The sequence below is a fragment of the Phycobacter sedimenti genome (assembly GCF_038148855.1).
Classification (GTDB): domain Bacteria; phylum Pseudomonadota; class Alphaproteobacteria; order Rhodobacterales; family Rhodobacteraceae; genus Phycobacter; species Phycobacter sedimenti.
In genome coordinates, this window is sequence record NZ_JBBVGR010000009.1 from 129181 (window position 1) to 146065 (window position 16885).

A 16885-nucleotide genomic window follows, 5' to 3' on the forward strand; every position below is an offset into this window, starting at 1 on the left:
TCCTCATTCCTGATCGACGCGGATGCGCCCTTTGCTGGAGACAGTTGTGACATCCAGAAATGAAAATCGGCCCATCCGCGCGCCCGGCGCAGTTGCAACACCCGCCGCAGCGCCGTCAGAGCATCCGCGCCCGCGGGACCCGCAGATCTGCGGCAGGCCGGATCATCAGCTCGTGCAGAGCCCAGACAAGGGCATCCAAGCGGTCGGGAGAGCCCTGCCCCTGAAAGCCGCGCGCCGTCATCTGACACATCTGGTCCTCAAGCTCTCCCAGCCCGTGCAGATGGGAAACACGCCCCTGTTCATAAAGCGCCGCCACCGGTTCGGCCCGTGCCCCCTTTCCCCGAGCGGCATGCAGGGCACGAAAGGGCACCATCGGGTCCACTTGCCGCAGGACGTTTTCCACCAGGGCACCGCCTTGGTTGACCTCGGCCACCAGACGGTCGCCGCCATACTCATCCCGCGCGGCGATCGCTGCCCGCGCCCAGGCCAGAGGCTGTGCCCCCTGCACCGTGCAATCCGCCAGCACAAAGGCACGCCAGTCTTGCGGCGGGCCATCGGTGATGGCCCCGGCCACCACGATGCCACACGCGTCCGAGGATTTTCCGGCGCTCACCGCCGGATCCACCGCAACCACAACCCGGCTGAGAGGCGGATGCGCCTCTTTGCGCAGCTTTTCAAGCTGCGCCGCCGTCCACAGCGCCCCCTGCACATCCTCGAGCAGTTCTCCATCCAGTTCCTGCCGCCCCAGGCGTGATCCGGCGTAACGTGCGCGCACGTCCGCGATGAAGGAGGGGGCCAGATTGGCCCGGTTCGCTTCGGTTGCCGCATGGGTCTGGACCGTGGATGGCAGCGCCAGAACCCTGCGCAACAGGGCCACATTGCGTGGGGTCGTCGTCACACAGGCCTGCGGGAGCTGCCCGAGCCGAAGCGCAAACTGCAGCATATCCCAGCAGTCCTGGCCCTTTTTCCACTTGGCCAGCTCATCCGCCCAGGCCGCATCGAACTGAGGCCCTCGCAAAGCTTCGGGGTCGCTTGCAGAGAAGGCCTGTGCCATCGCCCCGTTGGCCCATATCAGCTTGCGCTCGCTGGCCTTCCACATTGGCCGCCGGTCCGGCGGCGCGCAGGCAAGCAGCCCGCTGTCGCCCAGGATCATGACGTCGCGCACCTGATCGTAGGTTTCTCCAACCAGCGCCACCCGTTCGGCCCGGCCCGCTGCAAGCGGTGTTGCGCCTTCAACATGTGCCCGCAGCCATTCGGCCCCCGCCCGTGTCTTGCCCGCACCCCGTCCGCCCAGGATCACCCAGGTCCGCCAGTCCCCACCCGGCGGAAGCTGGTGCGGATGCGCCCAGACTTCGAAAAGATAGGGAAGTGCCCGCAAAGCATCATCACTCAGGCCTTTCAGAAGCCTTTCCTCCAGCGCTGGCGGACCGGAGGCGAGCCAGGCGGCAGCTGATTTCAACCCTTGCCGAATTGAGGTCCAGTCCGCTGTCTTGGGCTGCTGCGCCATGCGTTTGTTCTGCAAGCGTCTTCTCCACCTTTTGGCAATCCCGGATCAGGCTGTCGAGTTTGGCGACCTGTCGCTGTTCCCCCTCGTCCAGGGCATCTGGACCCATCTCCTCCAGTCGTTCCCGCAACTGTTCGGCCTTTTGACGCAGCCTCAGGATCGAGGCCCGCAGCGAGCGCAGCAAGTCACCGGTTGGATGATGCGGATCCACGGCCTCAGGATCTGTCACGATAATCTGTCATGGAAATGATGGACCTCATTCGGAAGCGCCCCGGATGAGAGAAAAAACAAGCGACCACCGAACATGATCGGGGCCGCCAAGTTTCCTTCCAACTGCAATACAACTTATACGGTATTTTCCCTCACGGGTCAAGCCAACCGACGCGACTGGCGCACTCCTGCACAAGGCGCCGTTAGGATTTCCCTACTGATATCCAGCGTTACCGACTGTTCAGGGGTTTTCTTCTTTTGCACCAACAACAAAAAGGGCGCCGCGGCGCCCTTCTGACCAAATCTCACGTAATAACCGTGCCCGCGGAGAGTTTAGTTGTTGTTTCTTTCAGCTTCGATCTGGCGCCATTTTGCGACGTTGCGGTTGTGCTCAGCCAACGTTTCGGCAAAGGCGTGACCGCCCGTGCCATCTGCCACAAAGAACAGGTAATCCGTCCGGTCCGGATTCACCGCCGCTATCAGACTGGCAAGGCCGGGGTTGGCGATCGGCGTCGGGGGAAGCCCCTCGATCACGTAGGTATTCCACGGCGTGACGCCGCGCAGCTCGCTCTGACGCAGGCCGCGCCCCAATACACCCTCACCTTTGGTGACACCGTAGATGACGGTCGGGTCGGTCTGCAGACGCATGCCCCGCTTCAGTCGGTTGGTGAAAACGCTCGCGACTTGCCCGCGCTCTTCGGCAACGCCGGTTTCTTTTTCGATAATCGACGCGAGGATGAGCATCTCTTCGGGGGTTTCCACCGCCGCATCGGGCGAGCGCGCCTCCCAGGCGTCATTGATCCGCTCGATCTGGCGGTCCTGCATCTCGGCCAGAATTTCGGCGCGCTGGTCGCCAAGGCTGACCTCGTAGCTGTCCGGAGCAAGCATACCCTCGGGTGGACGCGGGCCGGTTTCGCCTTCAAGGATATCCATGGCCTTGAGCGACTCGGTCACCTGCCAGCTTGTGACGCCTTCGGCCAGAGCGATGCGGAAGCGGGTGTCGGCTTCGGCCTTCTTCTCCAGGTATTCTGCCGGGGCTTCATCCTCGGCCGGGTTGAACTCGGCCCGCTCCACAAAGCGATTGCTGGTGGGGTCCAGCTCGCGCACCTCTGCCAGAACCCGCGTCACACCAATGCGGTAGACGATTTCGGTACCGCATGTGCTGGCGCCGCCACGGGTGATCTGCTCGACGATTTCTTCCATCGAAGCGCCGGGCTGCACCAGATAGCTGCCGGCCTTCAGCAGGGCAGCCTTTTCGTCATATTTCACACCGATGCGGAAAAGCGCACCAGAGATGATCGCGCCCTGACCTTCAAGATCGCGCGAGACGCGGGTCATGTTCGACCCGCTTTGCACGCGCAGACAGATCGCCTGCTCCAGCGGGCCTTCGGCGGTATATTGCGACTTGCCCCACATGACGACGCCCCCCAGAAGGAACAGCGCCACGATGAGGACCGTCAGCATGTTGGAGGCAAGGGCGCGCCACATTTACTTGGGCTTTCCGAAAACCACGGAGGCGTTGGTGCCGCCAAAACCAAAGGAGTTGGACAGGGCCACGTCGATCTTGCGCTCGCGCTTGGCGTTGGGGGCCAGGTCGACCGTGCTTTCAACGGCAGGGTTGTCCAGGTTGATGGTCGGCGGCGCCACCTGATCGCGGATTGCCAGGATCGAGAAGATCGCCTCGATTGCACCGGCCGCGCCCAACAGGTGCCCGGTGGAGGATTTGGTCGAGGACATGGTGACATTACCCGCGTGATCGCCCAGCATCCGCTCGACCGCGCCCAACTCGATGGTGTCGGCCATGGTCGAGGTGCCGTGGGCGTTGATGTAATCGACGTCGCTCGGCTTCAGCCCGGCATTGGCCAGCGCCGCGCGCATGGAGCGTTCACCACCTTCGCCGGTCTCGGACGGTGCGGTGATGTGATAGGCGTCGCCCGACATGCCGTAGCCCAGAACCTCGGCATAGATCTTGGCGCCGCGGGCCTTGGCGTGTTCGTATTCCTCAAGGATCACAACGCCGGCTCCCTCGCCCATGACAAAACCGTCGCGGTCCTGGTCATAGGGCCGACTCGCCGACTTCGGATCATCGCCGTATTTGGTGCTGAGCGCCTTGCAGGCGTTGAAGCCTGCGATGCCGATCTCACAGATTGCCGCCTCGGCGCCCCCGGCGACCATCACGTCTGCATCGCCTGCGCGGATGATCCGGCTGGCATCGCCAATGGCATGGGCACCGGTGGAGCATGCCGTCACAACCGAATGGTTCGGTCCCTTGAACCCGTAGCGGATCGACACCTGACCAGAGGCCAGGTTGATCAGGGAGCCGGGAATGAAGAAGGGAGAGACACGGCGCACACCGCGTTCCTTGATCAGGACGGCGGTGTCGGCGATCGAGCTGAGCCCGCCAATGCCCGAGCCGATCATCACGCCAGTGCGCAGCAGGCTTTCCTCATCCTCGGGGGTCCAGCCCGCATCCTTGACCGCCATGTCTGCTGCGGCAAGGCCATAGAGAATGAAGTCATCCACCTTGCGCTGTTCCTTGGGCGCCAGAAAGTCATCGGCGTTGAAGGTTCCATCGGACCCATCGCCGCGCGGCACTTCGCAGGCATAGGTGGTGGCAACGCCGCTGGCCTCGGCGTCGAACAGGGTGATCGGCCCGGCGCCGGACTGCCCGTCCAGCAGACGCGACCATGTTTCTTCGACCCCGCTGGCCAAAGGGGTAACCAGGCCAAGTCCGGTGACAACTACTCGACGCATTCCATGCTCTCCTCTGCCTCGGCAATTCGTCCACCCAGATACATTGGATTGGACAAAAGGTGCAAGTGCGCCGACGTCCCCATGGAGCCCCCTGCAGCGAGGTCACGCTCAAATGGCTCCGCTTTTCAACATTTGCAAAGGCTTGGACACATTTTCGACTGGGGCCGTGCCCGTTTCATACGGCCGTAGCGCCCCCGAACTGCACATGTTGACCGAGCCGTGCCCCCACAGCGCGCCCACAAACGGAGCGCGCCAACGCAGCAAACGCCTTCATGATCGGTGCGTCAGAGAAAATCCGCAACCGGTTCCGGCTGTGGACGGGCAACATCCAGAGCCTGTCTCAAGGTCAACGCCCTGCGGAACAGGGCCCGTCCGACCAAGGCACCGGAGATGTTGCGAATATACTTGAGCCGCGAGATATCGTCGGCGCTGCGCACCACGCCGCTGGCGATAACCGGCGCTTTGGCGCGCTCTGCCAGCCCCGCAATAAGGCCAAGCTGCGCCTCCAGGTCCGACATGTCACTGTCGATATCCGTGATGATGATGGCTGCAAAAGGGGCATCTTCGAAAGCCTCGATATAGGCACCCGGCGCAAAGGCACCGGACTTGCGCCAGCCTTCGGTCATCACCTGCCCCTGCCAGACATCCACCGCCAGAACGATCTGATCGGGGTGCTGTCTGGCAAGTTCGGAAACCAGCGCCGGGTCACGCGCAGCCAGGGTGCCAACGGTCACGCGGCCCGCCCCGCGGTCGATCCAGTGCTCGATCTGCTCGCGGCTGCGCATCCCGCCACCAAGCTGCACGGGAATGCCGGCACTGCGAATGATGTCCTCCACCAGGGCCCTGTTCGCCCCGTCCCCCTGCACCGCGTTGAAATCCGTCAAGTGCATCCATTCCGCGCCGTCGGCTGCAAACCCCTTGGCGGTTTCGACAGGATCCACGTGCCAAAGCATCGGGTTATCGAGCCGCCCCTTGTCCAGCGTCACGCAGCGGCCATTCATCAGTTCCATCGTCGGGTAGATCATCATGGCGGGTCTCCTCCTCACCGGTGCATCGCTCTTGTACAATGCTAACACAGGCAGCTCTGCCTAAGGATCAGTCCGCCACAAAAAACCTGGGGTCCCCATGACGCAAAACGGCGCTTTCCAACAGGAAAGCGCCGCCGCACAATTCACAAGAGTGTGAATAAATCTCTTAGGAAGCTTCGGTGATGAATTTCACCGCGTCACCGAAGGTCTGGATGGTTTCGGCTGCATCGTCCGGGATCTCGATGCCGAACTCTTCTTCAAAGGCCATGACCAGTTCGACCGTGTCCAGGCTGTCGGCGCCCAGATCGTCGATGAACGAGGCATTCTCGGTCACTTTGGCTTCTTCAACACCCAGGTGCTCTACAACGATCTTTTTCACGCGGTCTGCGACGTCGCTCATATCCATTCCTCGTTTCTTCAGGGCAATCTGCCCGGTTTTGCCCTTACCCGCACGGGCTGGCATTGTTTTGCCCGGTCCGGGCGGTTGTTCCCCCGCGAAGCGGAGACAGCCGACTTGGAGTGTGTCCCGGTCAGCGCGAATATGGGCCGCCTATAGCACAGACGCGCCCAGAGGCAAACGTTTTCGCAACCTCCCGGCGCTCCCCGGAACCCTGCGTCTGCGCATGCTGGAGGGGCAAATGGCGCTTGATCGGCACACCTGCAACCCCTGCCCCTGTACTTTTCTCCAAACCTCAATAAAATCTGAAGGTTATGCCATGCACCCCTCCGCCCGGCCGCCCATACAGGGCGACCGAACCAAGGCTCAGAGCATCGCCATGCCGCCATTCACATGCAGCGTGCTGCCGGTGACATAGGCGGCCTCTGCGCTGGCCAGATACAGAACCGCCGCGGCGATCTCTTTCGATTCTCCCATCCGTCCGGCGGGCACCTGGCTGAGGATGTTCCCTTTCTGGTCATCAGTCAGCTTGTCGGTCATCGCGGTCGCGATGAACCCCGGCGCGATCGCATTCACGGTAATACCGCGATTGGCGACCTCATAGGCCAGCGATTTGGACATGCCAACCATACCGGCCTTGGAGGCAGCATAGTTTGCCTGCCCCGGATTGCCTGTGGCGCCCACGATGGAGGAAATGTTGATGATCCGCCCCCAGCGGGCCTTCATCATACCACGCAGAACGCCCCGGCACAGACGCATGGTGGAGGTGAGGTTCACGTCCAGTACGCTTTGCCATTCCTCGTCCTTCATGCGCATGAAAAGGTTGTCGCGGGTGATTCCGGCGTTGTTGACCAAGATATCCACCGAGCCCATCGCCTCGGCCGCCTGTTTCGGCAGCGCCTCGACCGCCTCGGCATCGCTGAGGTTGCAGGGCAAGACAAAGGCGCGCTCGCCCAGCTCTTCGGCCAGCGCCTTCAGCGGCTCTTCGCGGGTGCCCGAAAGGGCAACAGTGGCACCGGCCGCATGAAGCGCGCGGGCAATATCGCCGCCAATACCGCCGGAGGCGCCGGTGATCAGGGCGTTCTTTCCCGTCAGATCAAACATGTCATTTCCTCGTTTTTCATCTGCTCCGGGCAGGTAAACTGCGGGGAGCCCGTAGTGTTGAAATCTGGCTTCAGGCCTCGAGCGCGGCCTTCACGCCCTCGGGGGTGCCAACCTGGCGGCAGGCCAAATCACGATCAATCTTGCGGATCATCCCCGACAGGGCCTTACCGGCACCGATTTCCCAGAACTCGGTGACGCCCTTGGCAGCCATGCTCTGAACGCTCTCGCGCCAGCGCACGGAGCCTGTCACCTGCTCCACCAGAAGGGCGCGGATCTCATCCGGGTCAACCACCGCATCTGCGCGCACATTCGCGATCAGCGGCACGGCTGGGGATTTGATTTCAACGCCAGCCAGAGCCTCGGCCATCACATCCGCGGCGGGCTGCATCAGGGCACAGTGGAAGGGTGCGCTGACCGGCAGCATCACGGCGCGTTTGGCGCCTTTTTCCTTGGCGATTTCGGCAGCGCGTTCCACGGCCGCCTTGGAGCCGGAGACCACCACCTGCGTTGGATCATTGTCATTTGCGGCCTGGCAGACCTCGCCTTGGGCGGCCTCTTCTGCCACCGCACGCACGGCCTCCAGATCGAGACCAAGGATGGCAGCCATCGCGCCCTCCCCGACTGGCACCGCATCCTGCATGGCACCGCCACGGGTACGCAGCAGACGCGCGGTATCGGCAAGGGAAATCGCCCCGGCGGCGGCCAGAGCGGAATACTCGCCCAGCGAATGCCCGGCGACAAAGGCCGCCTTGTGGATCGCGATCCCTTCGGCCTCCAGAGCCCGCATGGCCGCCATGGAGGTCGCCATCAGCGCAGGCTGTGCATTGCGGGTCAGGGTCAGGGTCTCGATATCGCCGTCCCAGATCAAACCGCTTAAGGACTCGCCAAGCGCCTCATCCACCTCGTCAAAGACCGCCCTGGCCGCCGGATAGGCCTCTGCCAGTTCCTTGCCCATGCCGATAGTCTGGGCGCCCTGCCCCGGAAACACAAATGCGACAGTCATTTATGACCTCATCCCTTTTTTGCCATTTCAGCCGGTTTAGACGCAGCGGCCCTTGCGTACAAGTGATCTGCGCCTTGCCCGCGTGCGCGCACCCCGAATGCGCGCCCAGTGACAGCCTATGTGATTGCCCGCGCCGCACCAGACGTTAGGCTGCATGGTGTCGCAACCTACGGAGTCCTCCCCCATGTCCGCCCGCAACAGTTTTTCCGAGTACGGCAGCGTCGCCAAGGCCTTCCACTGGCTGACGGCACTGCTGATCTTTGCTGCTTTTCCCCTGGGCTATTTCGCCAATGAGCTGGCCCACTATATCCAAAGCCCGGATTTTGACGGCTCGCAAAGCACCATCAGCCGCGCGGCTCTGTTGTTTTCCATTCATAAGACCGTGGGCGTTGCCGTCTTCTTTGTGGCGCTGCTGCGCATCCTTTGGGCCATCAGCGGCGAAAAGCCGGGACTGCTGCATCCGGACAACAAGCTTGAGGCATTGGCCGCCGAGGTGGTGCACTGGATGCTCTATGGATCGCTTGTCGCCGTACCGCTCACGGGCTGGATCCATCATGCGGCGACCACCGGGTTCGCACCGATTTTCTGGCCATTTGGTCAGTCGCTGCCGTTCGTTCCGAAATCAGAAGAGGTGGCTCATCTGTTCGGCGGCGCGCATGAGATCCTTGTCTGGACCCTAGCCGCGTCGCTGGCCCTCCATGTTGCAGGCGCACTGAAGCACCATGTGATCGACCAGGACTCGACTCTGCGCCGGATGCTACCCGGCTCTGGAGCGATGCCGCAACCTCCCGCACAGACGCACAGCCTGCGTCCGGCAGCCGTTGCAGTTGCAATCTTTGTTGTCGTCCTGGTGGTGGGCAGCATTTTGGGTGACGCAGGCGAACACGCACCGCAAACCGCGAAAACCGCGCCGACTACCGAGACCCAAGACGCAGCGGCGCCCGTTGGCGCAGCGACCGACGCCGCTGGCGGCTGGCAAGTTGAAACGGGAACACTCGGGATCTCCATCACCCAGATGGGAAGTGTCGTCGAGGGACAGTTTTCAGACTGGAACGCAGTGATCGATTTTGAAGAGCCGTCCGCGCCGGGGCCCGCAGGCAAGGTGGAGGTGACAATCGCAATACCGTCCCTCAGCCTCGGGTCGGTGACCGATCAGGCCATGGGGGCCGACTACTTTGACAGCGCGACATATCCGACCGCGCGCTTTGAAGGCGAGATCGTCAAGACCGAAACGGGGTATGAGGCGACCGGACCGCTGACCATCCGCGATCAAAGCGTGCCCATCACCCTGCCGTTCGAGCTGACATTTGCCGGGGACACGGCCACCATGCGCGGCACGACAAGGGTCAACCGGCTGGACTTCAACATCGGCCAGGGCACACAGGATGAAGGGACCCTTGCCTTTGCGGTGGACATCGACGTTGCCCTCACGGCCAAGAAGGGCGCTCCGTGATCTGCGGCTGACAGCCCTGCGCCGACAGACAGCGTCGCTCAGGCGCATCCCCGAAAGATCCACCAAAAGGCCCCTTCACGGGGCCTTTTGTCTGTCCGTGACGGGCTGGAATGGTCAAGTGAGGCCCGTAAGCCAGAGAAGGAGAGCAGACCTGCAAACCGCCGGCATTGCCCGGCCGATCGCCTTGGCAAGTCCAGATCGGACCAATCCTCGGCCTGCCCCCCGACCTGCCCTGTGCCTCGCCGCCGCTTTTCGGCCCAGGGCAATCTCCCGGTCGGCCCGCACCCCGGTCCGGGCGCGCAACAGACGACCTGACCGGCGCGTGAGCCGCTGCAAATGAAAACGCCGCACCAGAGGGCGCGGCGTTCGATACCAACTGAAGGCCGTGAAAACCGATTACTCGGCTTTCATCGCCTCGATCGAGATCTGGACTTCAACTTCGTCGCTCACGTAGGGGGCAAACTTGCCGAGGCCGAAGTCGCTGCGCACCAGGGTGGTGGTGGCGTCAAAGCCGGCCCAGGGCTTGCCTGCCATCGGGTGGTCGCCGGTCTGGTTCAGCTTGGCATCCAGAACCACCGATTTGGTCACACCATTGAGGGTCAGATCGCCGGTGATCTTGGCGGTGTTCTCGCCGGTGACTTCGATGCCGGTCGAAGTGAAGGAAACCATTTCATCCTCGGAGGCTTCAAAGAAATCCTTGGACATGAAGTGATCAAAACGGCCTTCCCAGCCGGTGAACATGGACATGACCGGCATGGAGACCGACACGCTGGAGGCGGCAGGATCCTCCTGATCGAACATGATCTCGCCTTCAAAGCCCGAGAACATGCCCCAGGTCGTGGAGAAGCCAAGGTGGTTGTAGCTGAACAGGATCTGGCTGTGGCTTGCGTCCAGAGCGTATTTCTCGGGCGCGGCGACAGCAGCGGTTGCGGTTGCTCCGGTCAGGGCAGCGGCAAGCAGAAGGTGTTTCATGGTCAGGAACTCCGATACGAGTTGGTGTGAACTGATGTGAAAACAATTGTGGCAACTGCCGACGAAATGATACGGGCAAAACTCCACATAACGTGTTCTTGATCGAACACTGGATCGGACACCGGCCTGTGCGGAAATCTTCCGCCCAACAGCGGAACCGGTCACACCGCCCGTCACGGCGCGCGCGGGCCTTGCAGATCCATGCGGGCCAAACTCCGATCGAACTTGGGGCGCAATATGGCTTGCCCTCCACGGCAAAGGCTGTATATGGGGGCTTCCTTCCGCACGATTTTCGATCCGCGCAGCCTCTCGTGACCTGGCCGCGGAAGGGACAACAGCCCGGTCTATGAAATGCGCCCAGACAGAAACAGGAGTTCGCATGCCCCTCTATGAGCATGTAATGATTGCGCGTCAGGACCTGTCCAACTCGCAAGCTGAAGGCCTCATCGAACACTTCGGCGCCGTACTGACTGACAACGACGGCAAGCTCGTCGACAGCGAGTACTGGGGCGTCAAGACGATGGCCTACAAGATCAACAAGAACCGCAAGGGCCACTATGCCTTCCTGCGCACCGACGCCCCTGCGGCAGCGATCCAGGAAATGGAACGCCTGATGCGCCTGCACGAAGACGTGATGCGCGTTCTGACCATCAAGGTCGACGAGCACGAAGAAGGCCCCTCGGTTCAGATGCAGAAGCGTGACGACCGTGAAGGTCGCCGTGAACGCCGCTGATCAACGCTTGAGAAAAGGACGCTAAACCATGGCAGCCAAACCGTTTTTCCGCCGCCGCAAAGTGTGCCCCTTCTCGGGCGACAATGCGCCGAAGATCGATTACAAAGACACCCGTCTTCTGCAGCGCTACATCTCTGAGCGCGGCAAGATCGTTCCCTCCCGTATCACCGCCGTTTCGGCCAAGAAGCAGCGTGAACTGGCCCGCGCCATCAAACGCGCCCGCTTCCTCGCCCTGCTGCCCTACGCCGTGAAGTAAGGAGACCTCGACATGCAAGTTATCCTTCTTGAACGTGTGGCCAAGCTAGGCCAGATGGGCGACGTCGTTGACGTCAAGCCCGGCTATGCACGCAACTTCCTCCTGCCCCAGGGCAAGGCGAAGACCGCTTCCGAAGCCAATATCGCGGCTTTCGAATCCCAGAAAGCGCAGCTTGAAGCGCGCAACCTGGAGACCAAGAAAGAAGCCGAGGCTCTGGGCGAAAAGCTGGGCGGCCAGCAGTTCGTCGTGATTCGCTCCGCCTCCGATGGCGGCAACCTCTACGGCTCCGTCACCCCGCGTGATGCAGCTGAAGTTGCCACCGAGGAAGGTTTCTCCGTGGACCGCAAGCAGGTCATCATCCGCGAGCCGATCAAGTCCCTTGGTCTGCACGAGGCCGAAGTGCACCTGCACCCGGAAGTGATGGTCACCATCAGCCTGAACGTGGCCCGCTCGGCCGAAGAAGCCGAGCTGCAGGCCTCTGGCAAGTCCATCCAGGAACTGGCCGCCGAAGAGGAAGCCGCTGCGGAATTCGAAATCTCCGAGCTGTTTGACGACATCGGCTCTGCCGCGTCCGACGACGACGAAGGCGACGCCTCTCCGGCAGCCGCAGGCGAAGAAGAAACCAACGCCTGATCCCATCGGATCCGCAAGACAAACAGAAAGGCCGCGCCCATATGGGACGCGGCCTTTTTCTTCTTGTGGCCTACCCTACGACGACGATGGCAGACAGTATTCACTGCGCAACCGCATCAGGCCACGGGCAAAGTCGCGACCTTGCTGTGGACCGGTGACATTTTCCATCAGCACCAAGAAATCCTCGTTTTCGATAAAGAAATACTCGATGGGACCCTCTCTGTCCGAACGCCTGACGGGGGTCTTTGGCTCTCTATAGGCAGGCATTTCGTGGGGCACCTTGTATGGCGGGATAGCCTCGAAAATCACCAAGGCCATATTGGGGTTTATGGAGTTGGCCTTGACAAACATACTCAACTCGCCCTCTCGCGACCGGCTTATCTGCACCAGCCCGATGTCGAATTCGAAAAGGGTATGCAATACCCAGCCAAAGTCCTGGTAGGGCTCATGGGCAAAGGTGGTGACCATACAGCCATCGATCTCGACCCCCGTGCGGCGCCGGTCGGATGCCGAGGTCCCGGCGGCAATGATGCGGGCCACAAGCTCTTCACGGGAAAGGTCAGCCGTTTCGATATCCACCTCGGATGAAGCAACAGGCTGTGACAAAGCCAAACAGAAGAGACCAAAACCGGATAGCTGTCTAAGACGCCGCATCGAAAATCCTTAAAAAATGACCATGACAATCATAGCCTTGTGCCTTGCAAGATCAATGTGCCATGCGCGCTTGGCTAGGCACGATCTTGCCGTGCCGCATTTCCCACACTCTTCCCACTGGAATGCTGGCCCCGCCGATCATAGCATCAGAGCAACGGACGCGCGTTTTGACAAAGGAAGCTGACAATGATGGTTCGATCTCTCGCCATAGCAGGCCTCTGCGCCGCCACCCTCGCAGGCTGCGATACGCCGCCAGTTGATGCACCTCTTTCTCTGGCAGGAACCCCTGGCCCGACCTATCAGGCGGATCTGGCGCAATGCCAGGCCGAAGCGCAGCAGATTGGTCAGGGTCACATCGGCAAGAGTGCAGCTCTGGGCGGTGCTGGCGGTGCGCTCGTAGGGGCAACGGAAAACAGCGACAAGGCGCTGGTCGGGGCGATTGCGGGCGCGATGGCCGGGGCTGCGGTCGGCGACATTCAGGTCAAACAGGCGCAGCGCAATTACGTGGTGCGCTGCATGCAGAACCGCGGCCATCCCGTGACCGGCTAGAGCGCCACGCATCCAGCCTATTGGTGCTGGGAACGTCGATACCGGGATGGATGAGGACACCCCAACAGCAGGTGGGGCCGCGATATGTGGGAAACAGGCGCGGCCCCTTACTGCTCTGGCTGGAGGCCGAACCGCAGGCGAAAGCGGCGCAGCCCCTCTGAGGGTCTTGTGCCTCAATATGTGGTGATTTTCGCATTTTGCTCGAAAGTGAACAAATCCTTAGAAAATCGAATTGTAGGGACTTTTGTCCAATTCACGGTCTGTGCCTGCCGAATAGGAAATGTTCCGCCGACGACAGGAGAGCTTTTGCCGATGCACCCGTCGGAAACAGGACCCGATTGTGAGCCTTCAGCTCTGCTTCTACTTTCTGCGCGAACCCCATTTTGCAAGAGAGCCTTCGGATGCTTCGACGTCACGTATCAATCCTACTTTCCTGTGCCTTGCTCGCGACCGGCTGTAGCCAACCAACTGAAGCCACAACCCGTTATTCGCCGCCGCTTTATCCGAACGAAACGCCGGACCTGCGGCAAAAAATCAACTACTGGGCGGATCACTACGAGGTGCCACGGACATTGGTGCACAGATTGGCGGTACGCGAGAGCACCCATAGGCCGGAGGCGATCAACCGACCCTATTACGGATTGCTCCAGATCCTGCCAGCGACCGCGCGGGCCATGGGATTCGGGGGCGAGCCGAGCGATCTGCTTGATGCGGACACCAATTTGGAATTCGCTGTGAAATACCTGCGGGGCGCGTGGATATTGTCAGACGACAGTGAGGATACCGCGATCAGGCACTATGCGCGCGGCTATTACTACGAAGCCAAGCGCCGCGGCATGCTCCAGGAAACGGGCCTGCGCCCCTGATGCATCCATAATCAGAGTCCTTGATCAGACCAGAACAGAAAAAGGCCGCTCATTCGAGCGGCCTTTGCATTTTTCAGGCGAGGGACGATTTATTCGTCGTCCAGCGCCTCAACGGCTTTCTGCAGGTCCTCTTTGGAGACCTCTTTTTCCGTCACGCTTGCCTGTGCAAAGACGTGATCGATCACCTTGTCTTCGAAGATCGGCGCGCGCAGCTGCTGCTGCATCTGAGCGTTCTGCTGGATGAACTCGAAGAACTGGCGTTCCTGGCCCGGATACTGGCGGGCCTGCGCCATGATGGCCTGGGTCATTTCGGCGTCGGACACCTGAACCTCTGCCTTCTCGCCAAGGTTGGCAAGAAGCAGACCAAGGCGCACGCGGCGCTCGGCCAGTTTGGTGTGCTCCTCGGTGGTTTCGATTTCACCGTGGTTGTGATCGTGCACTTCGGGGTTATCCTCGTGCCACAGCTGGTGCGCGATGTCCTTGGCTTCGGCTTCGACCAGCGACGGCGGCAGATCAAAAGAGACCAGTTCGTCCAGCTTGTCGAGGGTGGCGCGCTTCATCACGGCGCGGGCTGCCCCGGCGTATTCGGCTTCGAGACGCTCACGGATCTGGCCTTTGAGGGCTTCCAGATCTTCGGCACCAAATTTCTTGGCCAGTTCGTCGTCGATCTCGGCCGCTTTGGGGGCTTTCACCTCTTTCACGGTGCAGGAGAACACGGCTTCCTTACCGGCCAGGTTTTCAGCCTGGTAGTCTTCGGGGAAGGTGACGGTCACGTCTTTTTCTTCACCGGCCTTCACGCCAACCAGCTGATCTTCGAAACCGGGGATGAAGGAGTTGGAGCCCAGAACCAGCGGGTAATCTTCGGCCGAGCCGCCGTCAAAGGCTTCGCCATCAACCTTGCCCACGAAGTCGATCACGACCTGGTCGCCATCTTCGGAGGCTGCGCCTTCGTCACGCGCCTCAAAGTCCTTGGCGGTTTCGGCCAGGTTGTTCAGCGCCTCGTCAACGGCTTCGTCTTCGGCTTTGACGACCAGTTTTTCAACTGCGATGACGGACAGATCCACTTCGGGGATCTCGGGCAGCGCCTCGTAGGACATCTCGACGTTGACGTCGTCGCCCTCTTTCCAGTCTTCGTTGGTCATCTTGACTTCGGGCTGCAGGGCCGGACGGTCGCCGCTGTCTTCGAAGTGCTTGTTCATCGCGCCGTCGATGGTTTCCTGCATGACTTCGCCCAGCAGACGCTGGCCAAACTGCTTGCGCAGCAGCGCCATCGGGACCTTGCCCTTGCGGAAACCCTTCATTTCGATTTCCGGCCGTGCCTCGACCAGCTTTTCCTGGACCTTCTCGTCCAGCTCGGCAGCTGTGACAGTGATGGCGTAGCCGCGTTTCAGACCTTCGTTCAGCGTCTCGGTGACCTGCATCCTATACCCCATAGAGATTCGGGGCGCGCGCGCAGGCTCCGCCCCCAGACAATTTGTGGCCTTCTATTTGGCCGGGGCCTTCGGTGCAAGGGGCATTGCCAGCTTCAGAGTCATATTGGGCAGGTTTTCTGCCTGTTTCCGCCCCGTCACGGAGCCTTCAAAAGAAAACACGCCCCATAGCGGGGCGTGCCTTGTCGTCGTGGAACCTACAGTTCAGACTTAGAATTTCCAGCGCGCGCCGGCCAGGATCACGTTGCTGTCCTGATACTGGGTCGCAGAGGTGTCCGAGTAGGAATAATCGCGGTAGGCCAGATAGGCTTCGACGTTGTACTTGTCGATTTTCTGAACCGCAGCAACGCCCCAGGATTCAGCCGAGTCGCCGACGGTGACCATGTCAGAGCCGTCATAGTAGTCGACCGAGAAGGAGGTCGAACCGGCGGCGATCAGATTGGCGCTGTACCCCAGCTTTGCATAGGCGTAGCTGCCCGCAATATCCCGCTCGCCCGCGGCAACGGACAGCGACAGGCCGGTGGGTTTATGCGCAACCGAGAACGAGCCGACGACATCGCGTTTGTCGGCCTTGCCGGTCTCTTCGGTCCAGGCCGCGCCCAGAGCTGCGTCCACGGCCAGATCGCCGAACTCGCTGCCATAGCGCACCGCGATGTCATAGGTTTCGCGGTCATTGTTGGTTTTCAGAATATCGGTCCCGTAGGAGGCCGAGAAGGTGAAACCGCCAAAGTCGGCCGAATCGTAGCGCACACGACCCAGGCGACCGCCGTCATAGTCGGTGAAGGCATCGCCGACCGATACGCCGCTCAAAGCGCCGCCCGCGGTGCGGAAGGCATAACCGCCCGCCGGATCTGCAACAGCAACACCCGCCGCGACTCCGGTCCCCGAAGCGTCGCTGCCCGCGATACCGTCCGACGCCATGGAGCCCTGACCGGCCGAGAACTTGCCGTAGCGTGCGGTGTCGAACTGGAAATCCACATGGCGAATGTTGGTGCGGGTCCAGCTCAGGCTGTCGCCGGTGGTTGTCTGGCTTACGCCATCAGATGCGCGCAGACCAAAGGCTGTTTCAAACCGGAAGGTCAGCGTGTTTTCCCCGTAGGCCTGCTTCAGCCAGAACCCGATGCGCGAGTTGGACCCGGTGTTATCAACCAGACGGTCATAGGTCTCGGTGCCATCATCGTAGTACTGGAAGGCCGGGTTGAACTGACCATACCAGCTGAACGAACCGCCAGTGCTGTTTTCATAGGTCGGGCCCGCAAATGCAGGCGCCGCGAGCGTGGCTGCAACAGAGGCCGCAAGCGCTCGGGAAGCGAATTTTTGTGTCATTAAGGTGTCTCCT

At 61.3% G+C, this 16885-nt stretch carries 17 protein-coding genes; 6 read left to right on the forward strand and 11 right to left on the reverse strand.

Going from position 1 to position 16885, the window contains the following annotated elements:
- Positions 1–115 precede the first annotated feature (115 nt).
- The 7 genes from AADA15_RS16370 to fabD form a co-directional block, all read right to left on the reverse strand.
- On the reverse strand, positions 116–1507 hold the full coding sequence (locus AADA15_RS16370; protein WP_341642725.1) for a DNA-packaging protein: 1392 nt from the start codon (positions 1505–1507) through the stop codon (positions 116–118).
- Between the two features lie 540 nt (positions 1508–2047).
- Positions 2048–3202, reverse strand: a complete 1155-nt coding sequence (mltG, locus tag AADA15_RS16375; RefSeq protein WP_341642634.1) for an endolytic transglycosylase MltG — start codon at positions 3200–3202, stop codon at positions 2048–2050.
- Positions 3203–4468 carry a beta-ketoacyl-ACP synthase II gene (gene fabF, locus AADA15_RS16380; RefSeq protein ID WP_341642635.1) on the reverse strand — a complete coding sequence of 422 codons (1266 nt, stop codon included), beginning with the start codon at positions 4466–4468 and terminating at the stop codon, positions 3203–3205.
- 284 nt (positions 4469–4752) lie between these two features.
- A complete protein-coding gene (locus AADA15_RS16385; RefSeq protein ID WP_341642636.1) occupies positions 4753–5496 on the reverse strand; it encodes a 1-(5-phosphoribosyl)-5-[(5-phosphoribosylamino)methylideneamino]imidazole-4-carboxamide isomerase in 744 nt (247 codons plus the stop codon).
- Between the two features lie 166 nt (positions 5497–5662).
- Positions 5663–5896 (reverse strand): acyl carrier protein, encoded by a 234-nt coding sequence (locus AADA15_RS16390; RefSeq protein ID WP_065273474.1) that lies wholly within the window; start codon positions 5894–5896, stop codon positions 5663–5665.
- A gap of 363 nt (positions 5897–6259) precedes the next feature.
- The gene (gene fabG / locus AADA15_RS16395) at positions 6260–6997 is read right to left on the reverse strand and encodes a 3-oxoacyl-[acyl-carrier-protein] reductase (RefSeq protein WP_341642637.1); all 738 of its coding nucleotides are present in this window, start codon (positions 6995–6997) and stop codon (positions 6260–6262) included.
- Positions 6998–7067: 70 nt separating this feature from the next.
- On the reverse strand, positions 7068–8000 hold the full coding sequence (fabD, locus tag AADA15_RS16400) for an ACP S-malonyltransferase (protein ID WP_341642638.1): 933 nt from the start codon (positions 7998–8000) through the stop codon (positions 7068–7070).
- A gap of 184 nt (positions 8001–8184) precedes the next feature.
- Here fabD and AADA15_RS16405 point away from each other — a divergent pair, with 184 nt between their 5' ends.
- Positions 8185–9453 (forward strand): cytochrome b/b6 domain-containing protein, encoded by a 1269-nt coding sequence (locus AADA15_RS16405; protein WP_341642639.1) that lies wholly within the window; start codon positions 8185–8187, stop codon positions 9451–9453.
- Between the two features lie 396 nt (positions 9454–9849).
- On the opposite strand, the gene AADA15_RS16410 is transcribed toward AADA15_RS16405, so the two are convergent.
- On the reverse strand, positions 9850–10425 hold the full coding sequence (locus tag AADA15_RS16410; RefSeq protein WP_341642640.1) for a YceI family protein: 576 nt from the start codon (positions 10423–10425) through the stop codon (positions 9850–9852).
- Between the two features lie 379 nt (positions 10426–10804).
- Between AADA15_RS16410 and rpsF the strand changes: the two genes are divergently transcribed.
- Genes rpsF through rplI form a run of 3 tightly spaced genes read left to right on the forward strand, consistent with a single transcriptional unit; the run spans position 10805 to position 12047 of the window.
- Complete coding sequence (gene rpsF / locus AADA15_RS16415) at positions 10805–11158, forward strand: 30S ribosomal protein S6 (protein ID WP_341642641.1); 354 nt, start codon at positions 10805–10807, stop codon at positions 11156–11158.
- Between the two features lie 28 nt (positions 11159–11186).
- Entirely contained in the window at positions 11187–11414 is a 228-nt protein-coding gene (gene rpsR / locus AADA15_RS16420; RefSeq protein ID WP_005982441.1) for a 30S ribosomal protein S18, read from the forward strand.
- 12 nt (positions 11415–11426) lie between these two features.
- Positions 11427–12047, forward strand: a complete 621-nt coding sequence (gene rplI, locus AADA15_RS16425; protein ID WP_341642642.1) for a 50S ribosomal protein L9 — start codon at positions 11427–11429, stop codon at positions 12045–12047.
- Between the two features lie 75 nt (positions 12048–12122).
- Here rplI and AADA15_RS16430 read toward each other — a convergent pair whose 3' ends face one another.
- Positions 12123–12701: a hypothetical protein gene (locus AADA15_RS16430; RefSeq protein ID WP_341642643.1), complete on the reverse strand. Its 579-nt coding sequence runs from the start codon at positions 12699–12701 to the stop codon at positions 12123–12125.
- A 186-nt stretch (positions 12702–12887) separates the two neighbouring features.
- Between AADA15_RS16430 and AADA15_RS16435 the strand changes: the two genes are divergently transcribed.
- Positions 12888–13250 carry a hypothetical protein gene (locus AADA15_RS16435; RefSeq protein WP_341642644.1) on the forward strand — a complete coding sequence of 121 codons (363 nt, stop codon included), beginning with the start codon at positions 12888–12890 and terminating at the stop codon, positions 13248–13250.
- 401 nt (positions 13251–13651) lie between these two features.
- A complete protein-coding gene (locus tag AADA15_RS16440) occupies positions 13652–14116 on the forward strand; it encodes a transglycosylase SLT domain-containing protein (RefSeq protein ID WP_341642645.1) in 465 nt (154 codons plus the stop codon).
- Positions 14117–14205: 89 nt separating this feature from the next.
- On the opposite strand, the gene tig is transcribed toward AADA15_RS16440, so the two are convergent.
- Positions 14206–15537: a trigger factor gene (tig, locus tag AADA15_RS16445; RefSeq protein ID WP_341642646.1), complete on the reverse strand. Its 1332-nt coding sequence runs from the start codon at positions 15535–15537 to the stop codon at positions 14206–14208.
- Positions 15538–15756: 219 nt separating this feature from the next.
- Positions 15757–16872 carry a porin gene (locus AADA15_RS16450; protein WP_341642647.1) on the reverse strand — a complete coding sequence of 372 codons (1116 nt, stop codon included), beginning with the start codon at positions 16870–16872 and terminating at the stop codon, positions 15757–15759.
- Positions 16873–16885: the final 13 nt, after the last annotated feature.